Source organism: Novosphingobium sp. Fuku2-ISO-50, from assembly GCF_001519055.1.
In the GTDB taxonomy this organism is placed as follows: Bacteria; Pseudomonadota; Alphaproteobacteria; order Sphingomonadales; family Sphingomonadaceae; genus Novosphingobium.
In genome coordinates, this window is sequence record NZ_KQ954297.1 from 68,132 (window position 1) to 91,073 (window position 22,942).

Genomic DNA, 22,942 nt, shown 5'->3' on the forward strand with positions numbered 1-22,942 from the left:
ACGGCACGTTTGAACAAGAGGGGCTTTCCGGGGTGACCAACACTGCGCAGCAATTCATACGGCGTCCGCTACCGGCGTTGACCGGAGTGCGCTTCTTTGCTGCGGCGGCGGTTCTGCTGTTCCATTATGGCGCGGGCTTTTCCGACCGGATTCACGCTCCATCGCCCATTCGCCATGTGCTGCATAATGGTTACCTTGGGGTCAGCCTGTTTTTCGTCCTGTCGGGATTCATCATCGCCTATTCGCATTTCACCGAATCAATGTCCGCGCCGGTCGTCGGTCGATTTTTGTGGGCACGCATCGCGCGAATTTATCCGGTCTATCTGCTCGCACTGATCCTTGCCCTGCCCGTACTTGAAAAGCCGCTGACGCCCGGTGACGCGCTGTCGGTGCTGACCATGACGCAGGCCTGGACCGTCCCATCCAGCGGCCATGGCTTTGCCTGGGTGATGCAGGCATGGACCTTGTCGATCGAGGCGGCATTCTATTTGTTGTTCCCACTGTTCTGGCCGCTTGTCCGGCGACTGGGCCGGAACGGCACCATCGCTCTGGCGATTGCCGCAGCCGCCCTGATCATCGCATTCGGCACCCCCTCGATCAGTCCGGGCGTGCATGTCGTGCCGTTTCTGGGGACCGACACGCAAATACCCATGCCACTGTTCCGAATGGCTGAATTTGCCTATGGCATGGCGCTGTGCCAGATGTTCGTGCGTTGGCCGCCAACGCTGTCACCGCGCACGGCCGGCATCGCGGAACTGGGATTGGTCGCTGCAATGCTGATCACGCTCGCCTCGGCCGAAGCGATGCAGACAAAGGCCATCTTTACAGTATTGGCCGGAATATTCATCCTGATCAGCGCACAAGGTGTAGGAGCAGTTACATGCATACTATCAACCCGTGCATTGCTGTTACTGGGCGGCGCCAGCTATGCCATCTACATCCTGCAACAGCCATTGCATTCACTATGTTCGTTGCTGGTCCGCAGTCCGTTTGATCAGGTGATCAGTCCGATCGTGACGATCGTCGGCGCAATCCTTGCATTTCAATGGATTGAACAGCCCGCGCGGCGATTTTTGATCAATCTGGTGCGCAAATCCGGTTAACGCCTCTTGAAATTGCAAAAAGTTAATGTTCATTATGGACCACCTCTACAAACAATGATAGGAAACCTAGAAGCTAATGGTCCCGCTCTTGCCAAGGCGGTGAACCATAAGCATTTTCGAAGAGTAACCGGATTGAATTTTTCGGAAAAAATAGTTCGGGTACTGAGGGACGTCTACGTGTCGAGCGTCCCCGAACCCATTGTCGGGCGGATTCGGGGCGCGCGTAAAAACGGCGTGTTTCGGCAGGCCGGCGTGGTGTTCGTGCATGTTCCACGCTCAGCCGGGACCAGCTTTTGCCAGGCACTCTATGGCGGGTTCCTGGGGCATTTGACCATCAACAACGTTCTAAAAAGCGCCTCGCCCGATGTGCTGGCGCTGCCGCGCTTTGCCATCGTGCGCAATCCGTGGGACCGGGCGGTTTCGGCCTATCACTATGCGCTGGGCGGCGGCGGCATCGAAGGCATCGTCCGGATCCGGCATCCCGCCACATACCGAAAGCCGGAATTCGAGAGCTTTGAAAGGTTCGTCACCGACTGGCTTGCACACAAGAATCTGGTGAAACTTGACGTGGTATTCCAGCCGCAAAGTTTTTATGTCCGCGCCGCCGATGGCTCCATGCCGTTCGATCACATCGGTCGGTTTGAAGACATCAACCAGACCGTAACCTGGCTGCAGGGCGCGTTGCCGGGCTTTTCCGGGGTGCAGCATACAAACAGCAGCCGGCGTTCAGAATATGCCGGCTACTACACCCCGAAAACGCGGGATCTGATCGCCAGGCTCTATGCCGAAGACATCAAACTGTTCGGATATACGTTCGAAGAGTGAAACCTGTGGCGAAGAGTGAAACCTGTGGCGAAGAGTGAAACCTGTGGCGAAGAGTGAAACCTGTGGCGAAGAGTGAAACCTGTGGCGAAGAGTGAAACCTGTGGCGAAGAGTGAAACCTGTGGCGAAGGGTGAAACGTGTGGCACGGCGGGAAATCCCGCCGCGCCAGTTCGCCATGTACGTTACCTGTCACCACGAATGATTGGTGCATCGACGTTGTTGCCGGAAATGTTCACGCCAGCCGACCGTTCAACGACGACGGCGTTGCCATCGACCACCGGCATTCCAAACGCATGCTTCCCCACATTGGTCACCTGATTGTCGGCGACGACGACATCTTGTGCCTGAGAGACGAGAATGCCCGCGCCGGGCACCGAATCGATCGCATTGTTGGTGATCATCACATGCCGCGCGAACACATTCCCGTCGGCTGCTTCGGAATAGCTGGCGAATCCGGAACGTGACGCCAGATAGACCGCAATCGCCGCCGGGGCAGCGACCGAACGATACGTCGAATCAAACCATTCGTCGTTGACATCGTGGATCGTGTTCCCGGCGATCAACAGATTTTCGATGGGCGGACCTTCGGCATTGCCGGTCTGGTTATCGTATAGCGCCTGAACCGCGCTTTCTGCGGTTCGGTCGAATCGGTTCTGGATCACGGCGATATCGCTGCCGTGCGCGATGACACCGCGTTCGCTGCTGTCATGGAACCAGTTGTTGCGCACAAGAATGCGTGTGCTGTCAAAATCCCGGACCCGCAGCTGATACGAGGCCCCTGCCACAAGCGGTGCCGAGCCCGACGGCAAAGTGACGGTGACCTGCTGTCCGGGTGCAGGCGGCGTAACGACCGCCGCGATCGGGACACCTTTTGCCAAAAGGTTACCGCCCTTGTCATCATAGACATCAACCAATCCGCCGACGCGCCAATAATTAAGCAGGCCGATATTGGCGGTGCGCACGGTGTGCGGATCGATCGCTTGCGCCCGCCGCAGCGCCGCATTGACGTTCAGGCCATCGTCGCCCTGATTTGCGATTTCACTGTCCTCAAGCGCGATGTCGCCAGCGGTCGTCAGGAAATTGAGCCCATCGGCAACCGTCGACAGATAGCGCGGCTGTTCGCCAGGCGCCAGCAGCGCATCGGGTTTGCGCACGATGCGCAACTTCTTGATATGAATGGCCGGCCCGGTGCCAATCAGGGTAATCCCCGTTCCCGGCGAATTGTAGATCGTGACCCCCGAAATCGTGACGAACGACGAATAGCCGTCGCCCAGGATCGCCGCGAACAGGTTGTCGCGCACCGTGCCAAGGAACGTGTTGGCATGCGGCGGCACCGGATGAAAATGCTCGTTAGGACCGAACGCGTAAATCTGCCCCGAAACATGGCGAAAGCACGTCGATGTCGCCGTAAGGCTGGACGAGCCGCAGCCATAGGGCAACGAACCGTGCGGACTGCGCTCTGCCTGCCACGCGGCCAGATCGGCCGGGGCCATGTCACGCGCCAGCAGAAAACGACGCTGCGCGACGTTGAACGGAATGAACGAAGAGATCGGCATCGGCATGGCCGGGTTGATCGGAAACGCCGAATTGACCGTAAGGGACTGCGGCGATCCCGGCTGACCGGTCCCGCTGATGGCAACCGGTACCGCCAGCGCTTCATCCCAATCCATCGTCAGATTCGTCAGCGCGATATGATCGCTGCGGTTGATGTGGATTCCCGCGCGCGAATGGATCGCGGTCAGCGGGGCATCCGGCTTGCCCAGATATGCGAACAGCAGCGTCGAACCGTTGCCTTCGATCGTGACGTGCGACAGATTGACGAGGTTGATCAGCCCTTGGCCGTTGTTGAAACTAGCCGGCGGGTAGATGTGATACGTGCCGTGCGGGATGTCGAGTTTGTCGGCTTTCTTCTCGCGCACCGTGTTGATCGCCGAAATGAACCGGAAATAGTCGTAATACAGCCCGTCATGCCCGGCCCTGTCGGATGCGGCGCGGGCAGCAGCGACGACATCGGGATCGTTCAGGCTGACCACCGACTGAAACGTCGTGGGCGGGGTGTTTTCGTCCGACAGCGCCCGGTTGGCCGCGATCATCGCCGCTGCGCGCGCGGCAGCGACGCTGCTCAGCGGTCGTCCCATGGGCTGATCCGTGACGGGCTGGGCCAGGGCCGGCTGGACGATCATCGTCGCCGCCGCTGCCAGCAGCGCGCCGACCGCGCCCGCATGACGAAAGCTGACACCGCGATTGTCCGCAAAAAAGTTGGGTCCAGTCATAAGACAAAATCCCCGAAACAAGACATCGTGATCCCCAGGAAAGCTTATGGGGTAAGCGCGTTTGATTGCCAACGCGAAATGCGCCGGATGGACCATGAACCGGATGCCCGGCGTGATGCTCAGGCAGGCATATCGCTCAACACGGCGCGCATGGTCGCCACGGCGCTGTCATCGGGCGATCCCACAATCGTCCAGTCGATCGCCTTGACGCCCGCCACGAGGCGCTGCGGACTGGTCGTCGAGACCAGTAGAATGGCGGCGCGATGCGTGGCCAATGCCAGCGTCTGGGCCACACCGGCCCAACATTGCGGATCGGACGGCTCTCGCCCCAGCGCACGCAATCCGTCGATCTGGCTGGCGGAAAAACGATCGGGCTGCGGAAACTGGCGCAAGGCGCCGTGCAAAATCACATCGCCGGCGGGACAGTCCGTCACCTCGGGTTGCCACCGGTACTGGCTGATCGTGCCAAAGGGGACAAGACCATCGAGCCCCGCTCCGGTGCCACTGCCCAATGCCAGTGTCCGGCCAAGATCGCGCTGTTCGTGCATGGCCCGAGCGACATCCGGCGTCAGCGATTGCGCGTCGATTTCATGGAGCAGCGTCGCCGTAACGCATGAACGCCGCAACCGGGTCAGGCTATCCGCGAGCGAAGCCTCGGTAGCGCCTGGCGAATACGATGGCGCGCCGCCCGGGGCGGTCGCCTTGGCCAGCCTCGCCCGCAGCGCCGGAGCCCGCGTCAGCAAGGGGCGCAGTGCCTGACGCGCAAACGCCTTGAGCCCGGGGGCAGAGGGGCGCGCCTGCCCCACTTTGGTAACGACCGTCACATCGCCTTCGCCCTCCAGCACCGCCCCCAGCACATCTTCGGAACTGCCAAGACCATAGGAAGGTGCGGTGTCAAAGTGACGAATGCCAAGATTCAGCGCGGTTTCAACCAGTAGACGGCTCTGCTTCATGGCCGCGCCGCCCACCAGCCGGCCACAGCCAAAACCGATGCGCGAGGTGGAAACGCCCGCGAGGACCGTATCAAGCATAGTGGCCCCGCGCGAGTTTATCGGCCAGCCGCGCGGCCAGCGCCATCCCGGTAAACGTGGGATTGGCAAAACTGGAACTGGGGAACACCACCGCCCCGGCCACATACAGGTTGTCCGTTCCAAAGACTTTCAGATCGCGATCGACCACGCCTTCGTCACTGCTGGTCGCCATGCGCAGACCGCCGCAGTGATGGTTTGTATCAAGCGCAGCGGCAAGCGCGGCGGGATCGCGCGCAACGATACCGGGATCGATAGTGACATGCGCCAGGCCGCGCGCCTCCATTTCGACCGCGACCTTTTCACAGAATACCGCCAGCGTTTCGATTTCCGAACCGTCGACCCGCCAGTCGAGTTTTGTCCGGAACTGACCGAATGCGTCGCGATTTCCGAAATCGAGTGAAATGCGGCTGCTGTCGACTGGCTTCTGCTCACAATGGATGCGCAGGCTGATGCCTTTGTCGGCAGGGTTGAACATGCGATTGTCGCGGACATAGCGCCTGATCAGCGGCCACCAGATCCTTGCCAGTGCCGCAAAATGCGCCGGCAGCGCGCGCGCATTGGGCGGAATCACCCCCGAACGGAGCGAGCGCAAGAAGATTTTGACGTTGTTCAGATTTTCCGAAAGTGAGCTCTCGAACGTCATCACGGCTGCGATATTGGTAATGCCATGTTGTTCTTGCAGCCTGGAAGACAACGCTATTTTAGGATTGAATTTATAGCCCTTGAGAAAAATGTTGTCGAAAGCGTCATGGAATGCCTGTTGGTCGATGGGCTTGACCGATCCCGCGCGAAGGTCGAGATGGTCCTGAAAACCGACGCCGACCCAACGGTTATCGGCCCAGGGCAGCGCTGGATTGGTATTGGCCGCGGCCAGCATCAGCCGGCAGGCTTCGATCGTACCACAGGCCAGCACAACTTGCGGCGCACGGATCACCAACGATTGGCCGCCCGGGCTTTGCACATTGACTCCGGTGATTTTTGCACCGTCGTTTTCAAAGCCTACCACATTGGCGTGCAGAAAAACGCTCAGATTGGGATTTTTAGCCAGATCGTCACTGAAAAGCCGGGCGAGATTGGGCTCTTTTAGCCATTTCGTAACGATGACCGGCAGATCCGGACCCAGATCCGGTTTGACAATACCCAGCCGCGACCAGATGACGTCTTCGCTGTCTTCCTTGATCGGCAGGTTGAGCATCGTGCTGACCGCGACGAAATACGGCGCGACATCGGCCCGATCGATCGGCCAGCTTTGCAGATCAAGCCACGGCCGTTCCGCAAAATCGATCTCGCGAAAAGGTATCAACTGGCCACCCCACAGCGTCGAGGTGCCACCCAGGATGCGCGCGCGTCCCTCAGTTACACCACCATGGGGCCGCCCCACCACCGTTGCCGCATTCAGATCCTGGGCGCGCTGTTCGACCGTCCGGCCGCCGCATTCCAAAATCAGCACGCGCTTGCCGGCACGGGCCATTGCGACCGCCGCGACGATGCCAACCGGGCCGGAACCGATGACGATGATGTCCGGTTCGAATGCGCTCGCGCCTTTTTCGTCGATATCAACGATCACATCTGCTTCCTCGCTACGACTTTCCTGCTCAGCGCAAGGAAGTGTCCGCCTGCTTTGGGGGCTGCTGCCAGAATTTCATGTCGACGGGCGAGATGCGTCTCGGTCAACCGAAAGATCAGCATCAGCATCAAACCGTCAACGAAAGCCATCGACAAGGCAACGCCGCCGCCGCCGATCTGGCGCGCAACGGCATAGCTGATCGGCAGGGAAACAAGGGCCAATGCCGCGTAGATGCCGGTATAACTGCCCTGCTTGTCCGCAGCCAGGATCAGATTGGACAAGGGAAACCAGAAACCGCTGAACAGGATGCTCAGGCCGACGCCAAGAATCGTGATAAAACTCGGCAATATCAGATGGTTGCTCCAGACCCACACGGCCCAGCGACCGAATATGACAAACCCGAGCGCAAACGGTACGACCAATATGGCAGAAACCGCGATGGTGCTGAAAGTCATCATGGTAATGGCGCCTCGATCCCGACGGCCAATCGCGGCCGACACTTCGGGCATCAGCGCCGCGTTGACCGTCCAGCACAGTTGCTGCCCGATCCGCGACAAGGTTCGCGCTGCGGTAAATTGCGGCACGGCCGCCGCCCCGACCGCCGCGCCGAGTGCCAGCACCGACCCCTGCAGCATGCAGGCCTGCGCAATCGGCAACAGCATCACAGCCCCGGCCGGAGCCAGCAAGGACCGCATTTCTTTCCATTCGGCATGACGCAGCCCGATTGCCATCCACGGAACGCTCCTGCGCAAAAGCAGGTTCTGGCCAATGAGGCCCGTAAAGCGCCCGGCGAGCAGCGCCGCCGCCGCATGAGTCAACGACCCGCCCAGCACCACCACCGAAATCATCGTGACATTTTCGACCACGATGACCAGCGCCTGCCAGAATGATCCGAGCGCGAAGAGCCCTGCTGCCCGAAAGCCTGCAAAGAAGATCGATCCCTGCACGCCCAGAATACCATAGAGCAGCAGCAACAGCAGGGTCAGGCGCAATTCGGCTATCGACAAGCCGGGCTCTGCCCCCAGAAAGCTGTCGGGAAGCATGAACGCGGCGGCGAACGCGACGCTCGTGAACACCGCGGACGACATCAGGATCGCCCCCCATCCGCTTTGAAATATCCGTATGACCACGTCGCGTTCCCCGCGCGCCTCGGCAATGGTCATCTTTGTCCCCGCCGCCGTAGCAAAGCCCAGATCGCCCATCGCCAGGAACGTCGGCACCGTCGAAATCATCACCCAGACGCCATAGTGCCGAAGGCCCCACGCGTGGGCCAGCAGCGGCACAACGGTCAATTGCACGACGGCAATCACCAGCTTGTCAAAAATGTTGACCCCGACACCGGTAAAAACGCGTCTCAGCATTGATTTACCTTGTAAAATTCAATCAATCCGACATGTCCTGGCGGATCGCCACAGGCTGGACTGCGTCATCTGTCACGGCGACCGCCGAAAGGATTGGGTCGGTCCCGGTCACAACCCTTAAGCCGCGAGTTCGCGTTGAGGCAAGCGACAATGTCCTTTAACTGCCGCCTTATCTGGCGCCCCCGAATGGGCATTGCGCAGCATCAAAACAACAATCCTGCACCAGTTGCTACCATTGATGGCGAATTTCCCGGACGCGCCGCAAGAAACACCCGGCACACACATCGACCAAATCCAACCAATTCATTGCCGAATGGGTTAACCATTTCCTGCAACGCGCCGCCTTTTTACCACATGCCCTTATCCTGCGAAGCTTTACAGTTTAGCGACCGACCGCAAAATAGGACAGCCCCGCAGCCTCAACGATCGCGCGCGGATAGATGTTGCGCAGATCGATCAGGATTGGCCGACGCAGGATCTGCTTCATGCGGGCAAGGTCGAGCGCCCGGAACGCATCCCATTCGGTCACGATGGCCACCGCTTCGGCGCCCTCCATCGCTTCGTAGGGGTCGTCGTGACAGGTTATGTCGGGCAGGATCCTGCTCGCCTGCTCCATCCCGGCCGGATCATGAGCATGGACCCGGGCGCCTGCGTCCTGCAAGGCCTGAATGATGGCGATCGACGGGGCCTCGCGCATGTCGTCGGTATTGGGTTTGAAAGTCAGGCCCAGAATGGCGATCCGCCGGTCGCGCACATCGCCGCCCAGCGCGTCGATGATTTTTCGCCCCATGGCCCGCTTGCGCCGCTCGTTGCCCGATACAACCGCCTCGACGATACGCTGCGGCGTGTCGAAGTCCTCCGCAGTCTTGAGCAGCGCCAGCGTATCCTTCGGAAAACAGGATCCGCCGAAACCGGGGCCGGCGTGGAGAAATTTTGCCCCGATCCGGTTGTCCATCCCCATGGCATTGGCGACTTGGGAAACGTCGGCACCCACCTTTTCGCACAGATCGGCAATTTCGTTGATGAACGCGATCTTCGCGGCAAGGAAGGCGTTGCTTGCATACTTCGACAATTCGGCGCTGCGACGGCTCATCTCCACCACGTGGGACCGCCCCAGCACCAACGGGCGATATACCTCTCGCATCACCGCCAGCCCGCGTGGATTGTCGCCACCGATCACGACACGATCGGGCCGTTTGAAATCGTCGATCGCCGCGCCTTCGCGCAGGAATTCGGGATTGGATACCACTGCAAAGTCGGCATCGGGATTGGTGGCACGAATGATCCGCTCGACCTCGTCACCGGTTCCGACAGGCACGGTCGATTTGTTCACTACCACCGTAAAGCCGTCCAGCGCAGGCGCAATTTCTTCTGCCGCAGCATGGACATAGACCATGTCGGCATGACCATCGCCGCGCCGCGAAGGCGTGCCCACCGCGATGAACACCGCGTCCGCCCCGGCCACCGCATCCGCGCTTTCGGTGGTGAAGCGCAGGCGGGAATTGGCGAGGCCGTTCTTCACCAGATGTTCGAGCCCCGGCTCGTAGATCGGGATGATTCCGGCATTGAGCTGGCGGATCTTTTCCTGATCCTTGTCCACGCAGATCACTTCGTGTCCGAAATCGGCAAAGCAGGCGCCTGACACCAGACCGACGTAACCTGCACCGATCATCACCAGCTTCATATCGTCTCTTTCAACCCAATGCTTGCCATGGCCAGGCCAGACAGGTGCCGTCGCCTGCCGGGTAATCGCCCCGGCGCCTTAGCTGTCCGGAGGCGGGTTTTCCAGCGGTCATTGACATAGACCCGACCTTCCGAACACCCGGCGAGATTCAACCGGCCTCTGCACAGGCGCGCAGTTCGGTTTCAAAGCGGGCGAGAATTGCCCCGCGCGACCATCGCTCCTCGCCCCGCAGCCGGGCCGCCGCGCCATAGCGCGCGCGCTCGTCGGGATGATCGAGCAAGTGTTCGATCGCTGCGGCCATGGCACGGGCGTCGCCCGGTTCGGTCACCAGCCCGCAGCCGTCGCATTCGTGGGCGAGCCCCGTGCCCGCACTCGCGGTGGCGACCACCGCCCGCCCCGACGCCAGCATGTTGGTCAACTTCGACGGCAGAACCAGATCCGCCGCTCCGGCCAGTTGCGGCAACAGATGCACCGTGGCCAGGCCGAGCAATTCGCTCAGTCGATCGCGCAGCTGCAACGGTTCGAAACGCACATTGCCAAGCCCGTCGGCTGCGGCAACGAGTTGATCGCGCAACGCCCCCTCGCCCGCGATGACAATCGTCAGGTCGGTGCGGTGGGCGAGCAGGCGCGCAACGTCGATCAGGATCTCTATGCCCTGCTTGTTGCCGATGTTTCCGGAATAGAGCGCGACATGCTCGGTCGTTATGCCGAATTCCGCGCGATACGGCGATGGCGTCTGCATCGGGCGGATGGCATCGATTTCTGCCCAGTTGCGAAATTCGACCACACGTTCGGGCGCAACGCCGCCGGCCACCAGGCGGGCGCACATCTGGGGCGAGATCGAACTGATACGGGTCGCCTGCAAACACCAGGCCTCGAACGCGCGGGCCAGACGCGCGAGCAGGCCGCCATCTTTCAACAGACCCGTGGCAAACGCCGCCTCAACCTCGAAATCCTGGATATGCAGCCATAGCCGCGCATTGGCCCGGCGCGCGACGATCCGCGCCGTCACCATCGAAATCAGCGATGGCGCGACACAGATCACGACATCCGGGCGCACGGCGCGGCTGGCGCGAAGCGCGGGAAACAGCGCGCTTGCCATATAGCTGAGATGGTGGATGAGCCGCTTGGCTCCGGTTGGGCGGGGCGGCACATAAATCGGCACACGCAGCACCGTCACGCCATTTTCCACCGACCGCAGCACGCCCTTGCGGCGATGGTCGGGATGAAGTTCCCAACGCGGATAATAGGCCTTGCCGCTGACGACGCAGACCGTGTGGCCAGCGGCAACCAGCGATTCGGCCATGCCTGCGGTATAGGGGCCGATGCCCACCGGTTCCGGCGCATAGTTCAACCCGACAACAAGGACATTCATACGCGGGCGTACTCGTTTCTGTAATGCGGGGGGGGGTATGTCAGAAAGCGTCCTAGGCGGCGCGCAGCGCGGTCCGGTTATCCAGAAACCATTGATAGGTTTCGGCAATACCACGCTCCAGCCCGATCGAGGCGCGCCAGCCCATGTCGGCCAGCCGCGAAACATCCATCAGCTTGCGCATGGTGCCGTCGGGCTTTGACGGATCGGTTACGATACCCCCCGAAAATCCGGTCACATGGGCGATGATCTGCGCCAGTTCGAGAATCGAGACATCACTCCCTGACCCGACGTTGACGTGGCTCAGCATCGGCTGGGTATTGGCGCGATAAACATCCGACGGCAGATCGAATACAAACAGCGATGCCTCTGCCATGTCATCGACATGCAAAAATTCGCGTCGCGGATTGCCGCTGCCCCAGATCATCACCTCTTCCGCGCCGCACTGCGCCGCATCATGGAACCGCAGGATCAGCGCGGGCAGGACGTGGCTGTTTTCGGGGTGAAAATTGTCGCCGGGGCCATACAAATTGGTCGGCATGACACTGCGATAATCGGTGCCGTACTGACGGTTATAGCTCTCGCACAGCTTGATCCCGGCGATCTTGGCGATCGCATAGGGTTCATTGGTCGGCTCGAGCACACCGGTCAGCAGCGCGTCTTCGCGCATCGGTTGGGCCACGGCGCGCGGATAGATGCATGACGACCCCAGTTGCAGCAGGCGCCGCACGCCCGCCGCAAAGGCCTGATGGATCACATTGCATTCGATCATCAGGTTTTCATAAATGAAATCTGCGGGATACGTGTTGTTGGCATGAATGCCGCCCACTTTCGCCGCAGCCAGAATCACCGCATCGGGACGTGTCCCTGCAAAAAAGTCCCGCACAGCAGCCTGATCAGTCAGATCAAGCTCTGCCCGGGCCCGGGTGATCACGTCCGCACCGCGCTCGGCCAGCTTGCGCGAGATCGCACCGCCAACCATACCGCGATGTCCGGCAACAAAGACCCGCATCGGATCAACCCTCCAACGAAACCGGAACGTCAAAGCCGTGCCGCTTGAGCAAGGCATGACGTTTGGCGACAAGCAGATCTGCAGCCACCATTTCCGCGCACATTTCCTGCGCGGTGATCTGCGGCACCCAACCCAGCTTGTCCTTGGCCCGGGTCGGGTCGCCCAGCAAGGTTTCGACTTCGGCGGGTCGGAAATAGCGCGGGTCGATGCGCACGACGACATCGCCCACCTTGACCGACGGCGCATCGTCGCCGGCAATCGCTTCGACCACACCGACTTCATCAACGCCGGCGCCGGTGAACGTCAGCGTAATGCCGAGATGGGCCGCCGACCAGGTGATGAATTCACGCACGGAATACTGCTTGCCGGTCGCGATCACGAAATCCTCTGCCACGTCCTGTTGCAGCATCATCCACTGCATCCGGACGTAATCCTTGGCATGGCCCCAATCGCGCAGCGAATCGATATTGCCCATGTAAAGGCACGATTCGAGCCCCTGGGCGATATTGGCCAACCCGCGCGTGACCTTGCGCGTTACGAAAGTTTCGCCGCGGCGCGGGCTCTCGTGGTTGAACAGCACGCCGTTGCAGGCATACATCCCATAGGCTTCGCGGTAATTGACCGTAATCCAGTAGGCATAGAGCTTGGCCACGGCATAGGGCGAACGCGGATAGAACGGGGTCGTTTCGCGCTGCGGAATTTCTTGAACCAGGCCGTAAAGTTCGGAGGTCGAAGCTTGGTAAAAGCGGGTCTTCTGTTCAAGACCGAGCAGGCGGATCGCTTCAAGCAACCGCAGCGTGCCGATCGCATCGACATCGGCCGTATACTCCGGTGCCTCGAAGCTGACCGCGACATGGCTTTGCGCGCCGAGATTGTACACTTCGTCGGGCTGGATCTGCTGAATGATCCGGGTCAGGTTCGATGTGTCGGACAGATCGCCATAATGCAGCCGCAAATTCGGCCGCTCTTCATGCGGATCCTGGTAGATATGGTCGATCCGCTGCGTATTGAACAACGAGGCGCGGCGCTTGATACCATGGACCTCATAACCCTTTTCCAAAAGCAATTCGGCAAGGTAAGATCCGTCCTGGCCCGTTATACCTGTAATAAGGGCAATTTTACGCTCGGACACGCTGCACTCCATTGCAAATCGTCAAAGGGGTTCACCCTGAAACCGCCACTGCGATTACGGATTAAATAGCCCCCTTTAAATCAGAAGAAACATGACCTGATCAATATTTTTGCCCAGCCCGGAACTGGTCACAAAAACGGCCCGAAAACCCGTTTTGCACCGCAGCATTCAATCCCTCAAAGCAGACAGCATGTCAAGCGCACCCCGCCCCGCCAACGGCCTCGCGCCATGCACCGCTCTCTTGCCTGCGCCTGCCAACAAGGCCAGATAGGGACAATGCCTCCATCCGATCCCAGCCATAGCTCGTTGCCGCCGCCCAACTCGCCGACCTCATCGGATTTCACGAACGAATCCGGCGCGGAAAGCGGCGTGGGCGAATATGCTTTGCGACGCCAGCAAGTCCGCCTGCAATCCTCGATCGTCCTGTTGCTGATGGCTGGTCTGGTACTGGCCCTGCCGTACATCCTGACGACGGGCGCGGTCGTGGTGCTGCCGCCGATCACCGCGCTCGTCCTGTCGATCGTGCTGTCGCCGCTGGCCGACCGGCTGACGCGGATCGGCATCCCCAATATGCTGGCCTCGTTCATGGCGATCCTGGTAATGATCGGGATTATCATCGTCGCATTGGCGGTGATCCTGCAGCCGGCCTTCGAGATGGTAGACCAAGTCCCGGCGATGGCGCGCGAGACGGCCCGCCGCTTTGCCCAACTGCGCGAAAACTTTGCCTGGATCAGCGAATTCAACCGGCAGATCGCGCATATCGGCGGCCCATTGGTCGGCCAGCAGACACGGGTCGTCGCGCTGGCCGAGCCCTCGGTGATCGAACAACTCGCGCTGGCGACCCCGAGCGCTGCACTCGAAGTGCTGCTGACGATCCTGATGACCTTTTTCATGATCGAATCGCGCATTCGCATGCGACGGCGGCTGCTGGTCGAACGCGCCAACTTTTCGTCTTCAGTGCGCATCGCGCGGGTCATGCGCGACGTGCAGGATCGGGTGGCGAGCTACATCCTGACTGTGGCGCAGATCAATCTGGGCGTCGGGCTGATCGTCTATGCCGGCGCGCGCTATTTCGGCTTTTCTGCACCGGTGATGTGGGGCGGGCTCGCCTTCGTGCTCAATTTCGTGCCCTATATGGGCCCGCTGACAATGGCTGGTCTGCTTGCGCTGGTCGGACTCGGCACAACCAACACGGTGGCGCAAGGGCTGATTCCGGCGCTGTGTTTTCTTGTGCTGCACGCGACCGAGGCCAATCTGGTCACGCCGTCGATTCTGGGCGTGCGCTTTACGCTAAACCCGGTATCGATCCTGATCTCGTTCAGCTTTTTCACCTGGGTCTGGGGCGTGCTCGGCGCGCTGCTGTCGGTGCCGATCCTGTTGACCTTTTCGGCGCTGATCGATCATCTTGGCCGACCCAATCTGGTCGGGTTTCTGTTTGGCGAAACGTTGTTCGAACCCGGACGCCTGCACGATAGCGACGACGCCGAAACGGAGTGATGGCGCCGTCACCCGGGGGCGTTCCCCGGATGACGGCGCAAAGGCTTATGCCGAAGGATAAGCCCAAAGCGAGCCGCGCGCGAAATTCTCGGCGGCGAAGGCCCAGTTCAGGTGCCCGTCGACAACCTTCTTGAGGTAGTCGGGGCGAACGTTCTTGTGATCGAGGTAATAGGCGTGTTCCCACAGGTCGATGACCAGCAGGGGATTGCCCGACAATTCGGCATAGCTCGCCGCGTCATGGGTCTGTTCGACCGACAGCTTGCCGTCCTTGGCAACCAGCCAGACCCAGCCCGATGCAAAATGTCCGGTGCCCTGCGCGACCAGTTCGGCCTTGAGCGCATCGAGCGAGCCGAACGAGGCGTCGATCGCGGCGGCGAGCGCGCCTTCGGGGGTCTGCGCGGTGGTGCTCAGGCTGTACCAGTAGAAACCGTGGTTCCAGGTCTGTGCGCTGTTGTTGAACAGGCCCTTGTTGCCGGTCGCAATCGCGGCGGCAACGATGTCTTCCAGGCTTTTGCCCGCAAGGTCGGTGCCTTCGATCGCGGTGTTGGTGCGATCGACATAAGTGCGGTGATGCTTGCCATGGTGGGTCTGCAGCGTGGTCGCCGAAATGACCGGCGCCAGCGCGTCGTCGGCATAAGGCAGCGGGGAAAGGATGATGGCCATATTCGCTCCGTGGGATTTGCCCCCGATGGGAATCGAGGGCGGGTGATCGGTTGGCTTGTGAGCTGCCGTACCCGTTATGTGCGAGTTTTCCAGACGGAATTTTCAATGAGCGCGTGAGAGGAACACGATCACGACGGATCGCGGGCGAAACGGTCGACCGCAGCGGTCACTGCAACGTCGAACGTGACATTGCCCAGCGTACGCATCAGATCGGGCACGACTTCGACCGCGACCAGCAAGGCCAGCGGCGCGACCGGCACCCCCATCGCCAGCGCGATCGGCCCGACCGAGGCGATAAAGCTGATCGTGCCGGGCAGGCTGACCGAGCTGAGCGACACAAGTATGGCCATGACAAAGCCCGAAACCATTGCCCCCGCGCTCAGCGGAACCCCGTACCAGTGCGCGACATAGACCACGACGGCCAGATTCATCGCCGGGCTGGTCGCACGAAACAGCGCAACCGCCAGCGGCAGCACAAATTCGGCAGTCGAGGCGCGCAAGCCCAGCCGTTCGCAGGCGCCCAGCATCGCCGGCAACGAGGCAAGCGAGCTTTGCGTCGACAGCGCAAAGATCTGTACCGGCACGAGATCGCGGACAAACCGCCCCAGCGGCTGGCGCGCGATCAGCGCCGCGAACGGATAGGCCGCCAGCCAGACCACCGTCCCCGACGCGGTCACCACAACGATATAATGCGCCAGTGCACCAACCGCCGCCGGCCCGCTTTTCGCCGCGACCGTCAGGCTGAGCGCGAGAACGCCGATCGGCGCCAGCGCCAGCACCCAGCCGATCACCACCAGCATGGCGCCCGCCAGCCCGGCAAAGAACAACGCGATCAAGTCGCGCTGCACCGGCGCCAGTCGCGTGACCGCCAGCGCAAACACGCTCATGAACAGGATCAGCGGCAGCATGTGGTCGTTCGCTGCGGCATCGAGGACATTGCTCGGCACGATCGAGCGCAGATAATCGGCAACCCCCGGCAAGCTGCTCGGCACAGCGCCACCAAGGCTCGCCCGCAAGGCCGCCGCCGCGCTTTCGGGCACCGGGACCAGCGCCAGCAGGAACGTGGGCACGCTCAACGCCACCAGCGCGGCAAACGCCAGCACGGCAAGAAACCAGCCCAGGCTGCGCCGCGCCATACCGCCCGCACTGGCAGTCCGCACCGTCTGGAATACCCCGGTAAAGATCAGCGCGGCGACCAGCGGCACGATCGTCCCTTGCAGCGCGCGCAGCCACAGTTCCCCGACCGGCCCCGCCACCGCCAGAACCCCCGGCATCGCACGGGGCGCGACGAACGCCAGCGACAAGCCCCCGCCCAGCCCGATCGTCAGCGCTGCAAACGTCCAGCCCGCCGGCACTTGCGCGATCGATGGCAGGACCAGCCCGCCGGCATTCCCAAGGGCAGACCCGATGGGATCAGGGGCAGACACGATCGGGTCGGAGGCGAGAGGCGCGTTGCCTTGGGCGTCAGTCTGGTTCATGCGCTGGTTAACTTAGTCGTGTTAGGCGCGCTGGCAATCGTCACGGCGTGTTTTGCACCGGGCAGGACTTCAAGAGGGTTTGAGCATGGGGCGCAAGTTCTTCGGCACCGACGGTATTCGGGGCCGCACCAATGCAGGGGTGATGACCGCCGCAACAGCGATGAAAGTCGGGCAGGCCGCCGGAACCTATTTCCAGCGCGGCGAACATCGCCATCGCGTGGTGATCGGCAAGGACACCCGGCTGTCGGGCTATATGTTGGAAAACGCGATGACCGCGGGTTTCACCAGCGTCGGCATGGATGTCGTGCTGCTGGGGCCGATGCCGACGCCGGCCATCGCGCTGCTGACCCGCGAAATGCGTGCCGATGTCGGCGTGATGATTTCGGCCAGCCACAACCCGTTTGAAGACAACGGGATCAAGCTGTTCGGTCCCGACGGTTTCAAGCTGTCGGATGAAGACGAACTGGCGATCGAAGCGATGCTCGAAGAGGAACTGCCCCTAGCCGCAGCCGAGGAAGTCGGTCGCGCGCGGCGCATCGATGATGCCCGCGGACGCTATATTCACGCGGTCAAGGCCAGCCTGCCGCACGATGTCCGGCTCGACGGCCTGCGCATCGTGCTCGATTGCGCCAATGGGGCGGCCTATCAGGTGGCGCCCTCGGTCCTGTGGGAACTGGGTGCCGAAGTGATTGCGATCGGGGTCGAACCCAATGGCAAGAACATCAACCTGGGGGTTGGATCGACTCATCTCGACGCGATCAAGGCGAAAGTGCGCGAAGTGCGCGCCGATATCGGCATCGCGCTTGATGGCGATGCCGATCGGCTGATCGTCGTCGATGAAAAGAGTCACACGGTCGACGGTGACCAGATCATGGCCCTGATCGGCAGTCGGCTGGCTGAGCAAGGGCAATTGCGCGGCGGCGGCGTGGTCGCCACGGTCATGTCCAACCTCGGGCTCGAACGCTTTCTGCAATCGCGCGGAATCGAGCTTGTGCGCACGGCCGTCGGCGACCGCCATGTGCTCGAAAAAATGCGCAGCGGCGGCTACAACGTCGGCGGGGAACAGTCCGGCCACATGATCCTGGCCGACTACAGCACCACGGGCGACGGGACGATCGCGGCGCTCCAGGTGCTGGCGGCGCTGGTCGCCAGCGGCAAACCGGCGAGCGAGACACTGCACCTGTTCGATCCGGTGCCGCAAATCCTGCGCAATGTCCGCTTCGCGGGCGGCAAGCCGCTTGAAGACGAGACGGTCAAGACGGTCATCGCCGACGCGGAAGCCGAACTTGCCGGCAAGGGTCGCCTCGTGATCCGTCCTTCCGGGACCGAACCGGTGATCCGGGTGATGGCCGAAGGTGACGACGCCGGGCAAGTTGCCGCCGTGGTCGAACGGATTTGCGCCGCCGTGCGCAAGGCGACATGATGGTTCACCAACTATGGCCGGTTACGCCGTTACGGCAGGCAAGGCACCGTTGACCGCGCGCCACTTGCCGCAACGACGCGCCCGGTCATACAAATGCCTTGCCACACCGCTAGGGCACACCGTATGATTGCCTCATTATTCGCGCTGTAGGGGCCAGCGCAGATCATTTGGCACACTTCAAGCTTTAAGTGGGTGGCGCGGGGAAGCAATTACATGATGGCGTTGCACCAACGACTTCTACCGGGTGATCGCACTAAAAGTCGCAATCCGGGTATTACTCCTATCCGGAAATGGAGCATCATCCCGACGGTGCAGGACAGGTTCTGTGAGCGGCAATCCGGCCCCGCGTGGTGTGTAGCGCGAATTCTGCCAGGATTGTACGGTCTCCGCGCAATTCAGGCTGGAGACAGGATCAATCTTGGAATCTGATACTCCCGAACACCTGCCCCGCCAGGTCGACCAACCGAATTTTAGCGATACACCTATGACAACCCACAATTATTCGGTTCTTCTCGTGGGGAATTACGCGTCCGATAACCAACAATCGATGCTGCGCTTCACCGCCACATTGGCCGAAAATCTGCAACGACTCGGCGTCAAGGTCGTCGTCACGCGCCCGCCGATGGTGTTCGGCAGGATCGCCCGCGACAAGCCGCGCTTGAAAAAGCTGGCCGGCTATTTCGACAAGTTTGTGCTGTTTCCGCTGATGCTGCTGAAATCGGCCCGCGCGCACCGTGTGGTACACATAGCCGATCAATCCAATGCGCTCTATCTGCCGGTCATCGGCGCGCACAAGACCATCCTCACCTGTCACGATCTGTTCGCTGTCCGCATGGCGCTCGGCGAATATTCGCAAAACCGCGGCACGATGCGGGGCGGGATTCTGCAACGGCTCAACTTGCGTGGATTGCGTCGTTTGCGGCATGTCACAACTGTTTCCGCTGCGACTTCGGATGATTTTTTCAGGATCGCCGGAAAAGACGCAACGCTGACTCTGATCCCCAACGCGCTTGATCCCAGATTCCAGGGGGCACCATCCCCGCTCGCCCGGCAATCGCCCCCGGCAGCCCCCTATTTCCTGCATCTGGGCAACAACAATTTTTACAAGAACCGCCCCGGGGTTGTCCGGCTGTTCGGTGAACTTGCCCGGTTCAACATGTTTTCGGAGCACCGCCTGGTCCTGGCCGGCAAAATGCCCGATGGCGATCTGCAGGACGAAATCGACCGCAGCCCGGTGCGCGATCGTATCGATGTGCGCGTCAATCTGACCGACGAGGACGTGCATTCGCTTTACGCCGGAGCCGAGGCTTTGCTGTTCATTTCGCTGGCCGAAGGCTTTGGCTGGCCGATCATCGAAGCGCAGGCCAGCGGCTGCCTTGTCGTCACCAGCGATCGCGAACCGATGCGCAGCGTGGCCGGCGACGGTGCAATACTGGTCGATCCGGAAAATCCGGCTCAGGCTGCCGCCGCCATCGCGGCGGCACACGAGGACTTTGTCCGGATCCGCGAACAAGGCTCCGCCAATGCCGAAACCTATTCGTCCGACATGATTTTCCCCCGCTATCTCGATGTGTACCGGGAAGTCGTTTCCGGCTAGACAGGGCTTCAGAACAAGCGGCACCGGCCCCCCGCCTACAACGACGCCAGCCCTACAACGACGAGTCCCTTCCATGCTCGAAATGCGCCCCGATTGCGAACGTTGCGGAACAGATCTTCCCGCCGAAGCCCCCGGCGCTTTCATCTGCTCGTTCGAATGCACGTTCTGCACCGAGTGCGCCGACGTGCTTGACGATCGGTGCCCCAATTGCGGCGGCGAGTTGACGGACCGACCGACCCGCACCATCGCACTGCAGGCGCAGCACCCGCCCTCGGCGCGGCGACACCGGTCATGATCACGGCGCAACCGCCGAGAATTCTGTCAATTGCAGGCTCCGATTCCAGCGGTGGCGCGGGAATTCAGGCCGACATCAAGACGATCACCGTACTTGGCGGCTACGCCATGACCGCCCTGACCGCCCTGACCGCGCAGAACACGTGCGGTGTCGCCATGGTCGATGCCGTCAGTCCAGCGATGGTCGCAGCGCAGATCAATGCCTGCATTGACGACATCGGCGTCGATGCGGTCAAGATCGGCATGCTGGGATCGCCCGCGATTGCCGAAGTAGTGGCGCAAGCACTGGAAACGCTGCGCGTCCCGATCGTGTTCGACCCGGTGATGATCGCCACCAGCGGCGCGACGCTGGCCGATGGCGCCACCATCGCTGCCTTTGAGCGGTTGATGGCGCTGGCAACGCTGACCACGCCGAATGTGGCCGAATTGGCCGCGCTGGGCGGGGATTCCGGGATGCGCGCGCGCGGGATCGCCTATCTGGCCAAAGGCGGCGACAGCGAAGGCGTCGACGTGATCGACCGACTGGTCCGGCCCGGTACTGACGATCTGGTGTGGACGGCGCCGCGCATCGTCACCCGCCATACCCATGGCACCGGCTGCACATTATCGAGCGCCATCGCCACCCGACTAGGCGCGGGCGCACCGATCGAACAGGCTGTGGCGGATGCGCGGGCGCTGGTGCGTGCAGCCCTGCTTGCCGCCCCCGGTCTCGGAAAAGGGCATGGGCCGCTCGGCCACGCGGCGCTTGCCCGGTCATGGCCCTGCGGATGACGCGCAACGCCGTGCGTCGCGCCATCGCCTGGATCGTGGCTCTCGCTGCGGCTCAGCTGCTGGTGAACGGCACCGCGATTGCGCAACCCGTCGACGATCTTGAACGTGACGACAGCCTGGTTCTGTCGATCGCATGGCGGTTGCAGACTGCAAACGCGGCCTATTGCGCCAGAACGACGACAGCCACAGGCATCCAGCTGCAAGACACCGCCGTTTTTGCAGATCCGGCGGCAGCGCGCGCCGCCTATGGCCTCTCCGGTGACATTTTCATCGGCGCCTTGGCCTTGACCGGCCCCGGCACGGCGGCGGGCCTGACTGTCAACACGACCGTTGCGGCGATCGACGGCAAACCGCTCGCCGCGATCCCCGCGCCGTCGCCGCGTACACCCTTCGCACGCCTCGCCCGCGTACAGGCCATGCTCGATGATGCCTCGGCGCGCGACGGCGCGGTCATTCTGACGACCGGCGATGGCCGCGTCATCCCGGTATCCGCCATACCGGCATGCCACGTCACGGTGGAAGTCGATGACGGCAGGAATTATGCCCGGTCAGTGCGCGATGAAATCTGGATCGGTCGGCGTCATATTGCCGAAACCGGCGGCGATCATGATCTGCTCGCCGCGATGATTGCGCACGAAATGGCGCATGCTGTGCTCGATCATCAGGCGATCCTGATCGCTGGCCACGGCTCCACCGCTGTCGCCCTTCACACAGAGCACGAAGCGGATCGCCTTTCGGTCTGGTTGCTGGCCAACGCCGGTTTTCCGCCCGAAGCCGCGATCAATTATCAGCGCACGGTCATGGCCCGTCACCAGGGCTTTCTGGCCATCGACCCCACCCATGGCAACTGGCGCGAGCGTGCGCGAATTATCGCAGACGAGCGCGCGGCTCTCATGGCGGCACCCGACGGAGACTGGGCGCACCATTTCCGGCGCGAGACCGAATGACGCCCAGCCGTCAGTCCCCGGTTTCCAATGCATAGAAATCGACGATCTTCGCCCAGCCTTCTTCGGCGGTTTCGACCCGGTGGAACAAGTCGAGATCGTCGAAGCCGATCAGCCCTTCCTCGGCGATCGCCTGAAAATTGATCACGCGATCCCAATAATCGCCGCCGTAAAGCAGGACCGGGATCGGCTGCAGCTTGCCGGTCTGAATCAGCGTCAGCAGCTCGAAGAATTCGTCGAATGTGCCAAACCCGCCGGGAAACACCGCAACGGCGCGCGCGCGCAGCAGAAAATGCATCTTGCGCAGCGCGAAATAGTGAAACTGAAACGACAAGTGCGGCGTGACGAAGCGGTTGGGCTTCTGTTCGTGGCGCAGCGTGATGTTGAGCCCGATGGTTTCCGCCCCGGCCTCCGCCGCGCCCCGGTTGGCCGCTTCCATGATCGACGGGCCCCCGCCCGAACAGACGACGAAGTGGCGATGCCCCCTGTCCCCATTGTTGGTGCCGACGATTCCGGCATTCGCGGCAAGCGAAGCGAGCCGCCGCGCTTCTTCGTAATAGCGTGATTTGGCCACCAGCCGCTCGGCAATGGCGCGCGCCTGGGGCGTGGTTGCCGCATCGAGCGTGGCCTGGGCATGGTCCGGCTCCGGGATACGCGCCGAGCCATAGATCACCAGGGTCGACGCGATCTCCGCTTCATCCAGCAGCATTTCGGGTTTGAGCAGTTCGAGCTGAAACCGCACCGGGCGCAGTTCCTGCCGCAACAGGAAATCGGTGTCGCGAAATGCAAGGCGATAGGCCGGATCCTGCTGCTGCGGCGAAACGCGGGGGTGGCTTTCGACAAAGCCTGCTTCCTGTTCGGCCTGATAGAAACGCTGATGCGCCAGCGCTGACGGCGTCTTGATGTTCTCGTTCAT

19 protein-coding genes are annotated in these 22,942 nt (G+C 61.7%); 8 read left to right on the plus strand and 11 right to left on the minus strand.

Going from position 1 to position 22,942, the window contains the following annotated elements; genetic code table 11:
- The first annotated feature begins 32 nt into the window (after positions 1-32).
- Complete coding sequence (locus AQZ50_RS15410; RefSeq protein WP_082703696.1) at positions 33-1,103, plus strand: acyltransferase family protein; 1,071 nt, start codon at positions 33-35, stop codon at positions 1,101-1,103.
- A gap of 132 nt (positions 1,104-1,235) precedes the next feature.
- Entirely contained in the window at positions 1,236-1,928 is a 693-nt protein-coding gene (locus AQZ50_RS15415; RefSeq protein WP_197412516.1) for a sulfotransferase family 2 domain-containing protein, read from the plus strand.
- Positions 1,929-2,109: 181 nt separating this feature from the next.
- Here the strand turns inward: AQZ50_RS15415 and AQZ50_RS15420 are convergent, their stop codons facing one another.
- From AQZ50_RS15420 to gmd, 8 genes are all read right to left on the minus strand, one after another.
- On the minus strand, positions 2,110-4,200 hold the full coding sequence (locus tag AQZ50_RS15420; RefSeq protein ID WP_197412517.1) for a right-handed parallel beta-helix repeat-containing protein: 2,091 nt from the start codon (positions 4,198-4,200) through the stop codon (positions 2,110-2,112).
- A 119-nt stretch (positions 4,201-4,319) separates the two neighbouring features.
- Positions 4,320-5,231, minus strand: coding sequence for an aldo/keto reductase (locus AQZ50_RS15425; RefSeq protein ID WP_067747519.1), 912 nt, complete (start codon positions 5,229-5,231; stop codon positions 4,320-4,322).
- A complete protein-coding gene (locus tag AQZ50_RS15430) occupies positions 5,224-6,798 on the minus strand; it encodes a GMC oxidoreductase (RefSeq protein ID WP_067747520.1) in 1,575 nt (524 codons plus the stop codon). Before AQZ50_RS15430 ends, AQZ50_RS15425 begins: the two co-directional genes overlap by 8 nt.
- The gene (locus AQZ50_RS15435) at positions 6,795-8,159 is read right to left on the minus strand and encodes a lipopolysaccharide biosynthesis protein (protein ID WP_067747521.1); all 1,365 of its coding nucleotides are present in this window, start codon (positions 8,157-8,159) and stop codon (positions 6,795-6,797) included. The genes AQZ50_RS15430 and AQZ50_RS15435 overlap by 4 nt, the downstream gene beginning before the upstream one ends.
- Positions 8,160-8,541: 382 nt before the next feature.
- The gene (locus AQZ50_RS15440) at positions 8,542-9,843 is read right to left on the minus strand and encodes a UDP-glucose dehydrogenase family protein (RefSeq protein WP_067747522.1); all 1,302 of its coding nucleotides are present in this window, start codon (positions 9,841-9,843) and stop codon (positions 8,542-8,544) included.
- Between the two features lie 148 nt (positions 9,844-9,991).
- Positions 9,992-11,218 (minus strand): WcaI family glycosyltransferase, encoded by a 1,227-nt coding sequence (locus AQZ50_RS15445; RefSeq protein ID WP_067747523.1) that lies wholly within the window; start codon positions 11,216-11,218, stop codon positions 9,992-9,994.
- A 52-nt stretch (positions 11,219-11,270) separates the two neighbouring features.
- Positions 11,271-12,227: a GDP-L-fucose synthase gene (locus AQZ50_RS15450; protein WP_067747524.1), complete on the minus strand. Its 957-nt coding sequence runs from the start codon at positions 12,225-12,227 to the stop codon at positions 11,271-11,273.
- A gap of 4 nt (positions 12,228-12,231) precedes the next feature.
- The gene (gene gmd, locus AQZ50_RS15455) at positions 12,232-13,359 is read right to left on the minus strand and encodes a GDP-mannose 4,6-dehydratase (RefSeq protein WP_082703706.1); all 1,128 of its coding nucleotides are present in this window, start codon (positions 13,357-13,359) and stop codon (positions 12,232-12,234) included.
- Between the two features lie 369 nt (positions 13,360-13,728).
- Between gmd and AQZ50_RS15460 the strand changes: the two genes are divergently transcribed.
- Positions 13,729-14,856 carry an AI-2E family transporter gene (locus AQZ50_RS15460; protein ID WP_231730333.1) on the plus strand — a complete coding sequence of 376 codons (1,128 nt, stop codon included), beginning with the start codon at positions 13,729-13,731 and terminating at the stop codon, positions 14,854-14,856.
- Between the two features lie 45 nt (positions 14,857-14,901).
- On the opposite strand, the gene AQZ50_RS15465 is transcribed toward AQZ50_RS15460, so the two are convergent.
- Together AQZ50_RS15465 and AQZ50_RS15470 are read right to left on the minus strand one after the other, a co-directional pair.
- Positions 14,902-15,519, minus strand: coding sequence for a superoxide dismutase (locus AQZ50_RS15465; protein WP_067747527.1), 618 nt, complete (start codon positions 15,517-15,519; stop codon positions 14,902-14,904).
- Positions 15,520-15,647: 128 nt separating this feature from the next.
- On the minus strand, positions 15,648-16,997 hold the full coding sequence (locus AQZ50_RS15470; protein ID WP_067747528.1) for a dicarboxylate/amino acid:cation symporter: 1,350 nt from the start codon (positions 16,995-16,997) through the stop codon (positions 15,648-15,650).
- An 85-nt stretch (positions 16,998-17,082) separates the two neighbouring features.
- On the opposite strand from AQZ50_RS15470, the gene glmM reads away from it, so the two are divergent.
- From glmM to AQZ50_RS15490, 5 genes are all read left to right on the plus strand, one after another.
- On the plus strand, positions 17,083-18,420 hold the full coding sequence (gene glmM / locus AQZ50_RS15475; RefSeq protein WP_067747530.1) for a phosphoglucosamine mutase: 1,338 nt from the start codon (positions 17,083-17,085) through the stop codon (positions 18,418-18,420).
- 547 nt (positions 18,421-18,967) lie between these two features.
- Positions 18,968-20,017 carry a glycosyltransferase gene (locus AQZ50_RS15480; RefSeq protein WP_231730334.1) on the plus strand — a complete coding sequence of 350 codons (1,050 nt, stop codon included), beginning with the start codon at positions 18,968-18,970 and terminating at the stop codon, positions 20,015-20,017.
- Between the two features lie 73 nt (positions 20,018-20,090).
- On the plus strand, positions 20,091-20,312 hold the full coding sequence (locus tag AQZ50_RS20150; protein WP_082703699.1) for a DUF1272 domain-containing protein: 222 nt from the start codon (positions 20,091-20,093) through the stop codon (positions 20,310-20,312).
- Positions 20,309-21,082: a bifunctional hydroxymethylpyrimidine kinase/phosphomethylpyrimidine kinase gene (gene thiD / locus AQZ50_RS15485; protein ID WP_067747533.1), complete on the plus strand. Its 774-nt coding sequence runs from the start codon at positions 20,309-20,311 to the stop codon at positions 21,080-21,082. Before AQZ50_RS20150 ends, thiD begins: the two co-directional genes overlap by 4 nt.
- On the plus strand, positions 21,079-22,029 hold the full coding sequence (locus tag AQZ50_RS15490) for a M48 family metalloprotease (RefSeq protein WP_082703707.1): 951 nt from the start codon (positions 21,079-21,081) through the stop codon (positions 22,027-22,029). Before thiD ends, AQZ50_RS15490 begins: the two co-directional genes overlap by 4 nt.
- Positions 22,030-22,039: 10 nt before the next feature.
- Here the strand turns inward: AQZ50_RS15490 and AQZ50_RS15495 are convergent, their stop codons facing one another.
- A complete protein-coding gene (locus AQZ50_RS15495) occupies positions 22,040-22,942 on the minus strand; it encodes an LOG family protein (protein ID WP_067747536.1) in 903 nt (300 codons plus the stop codon).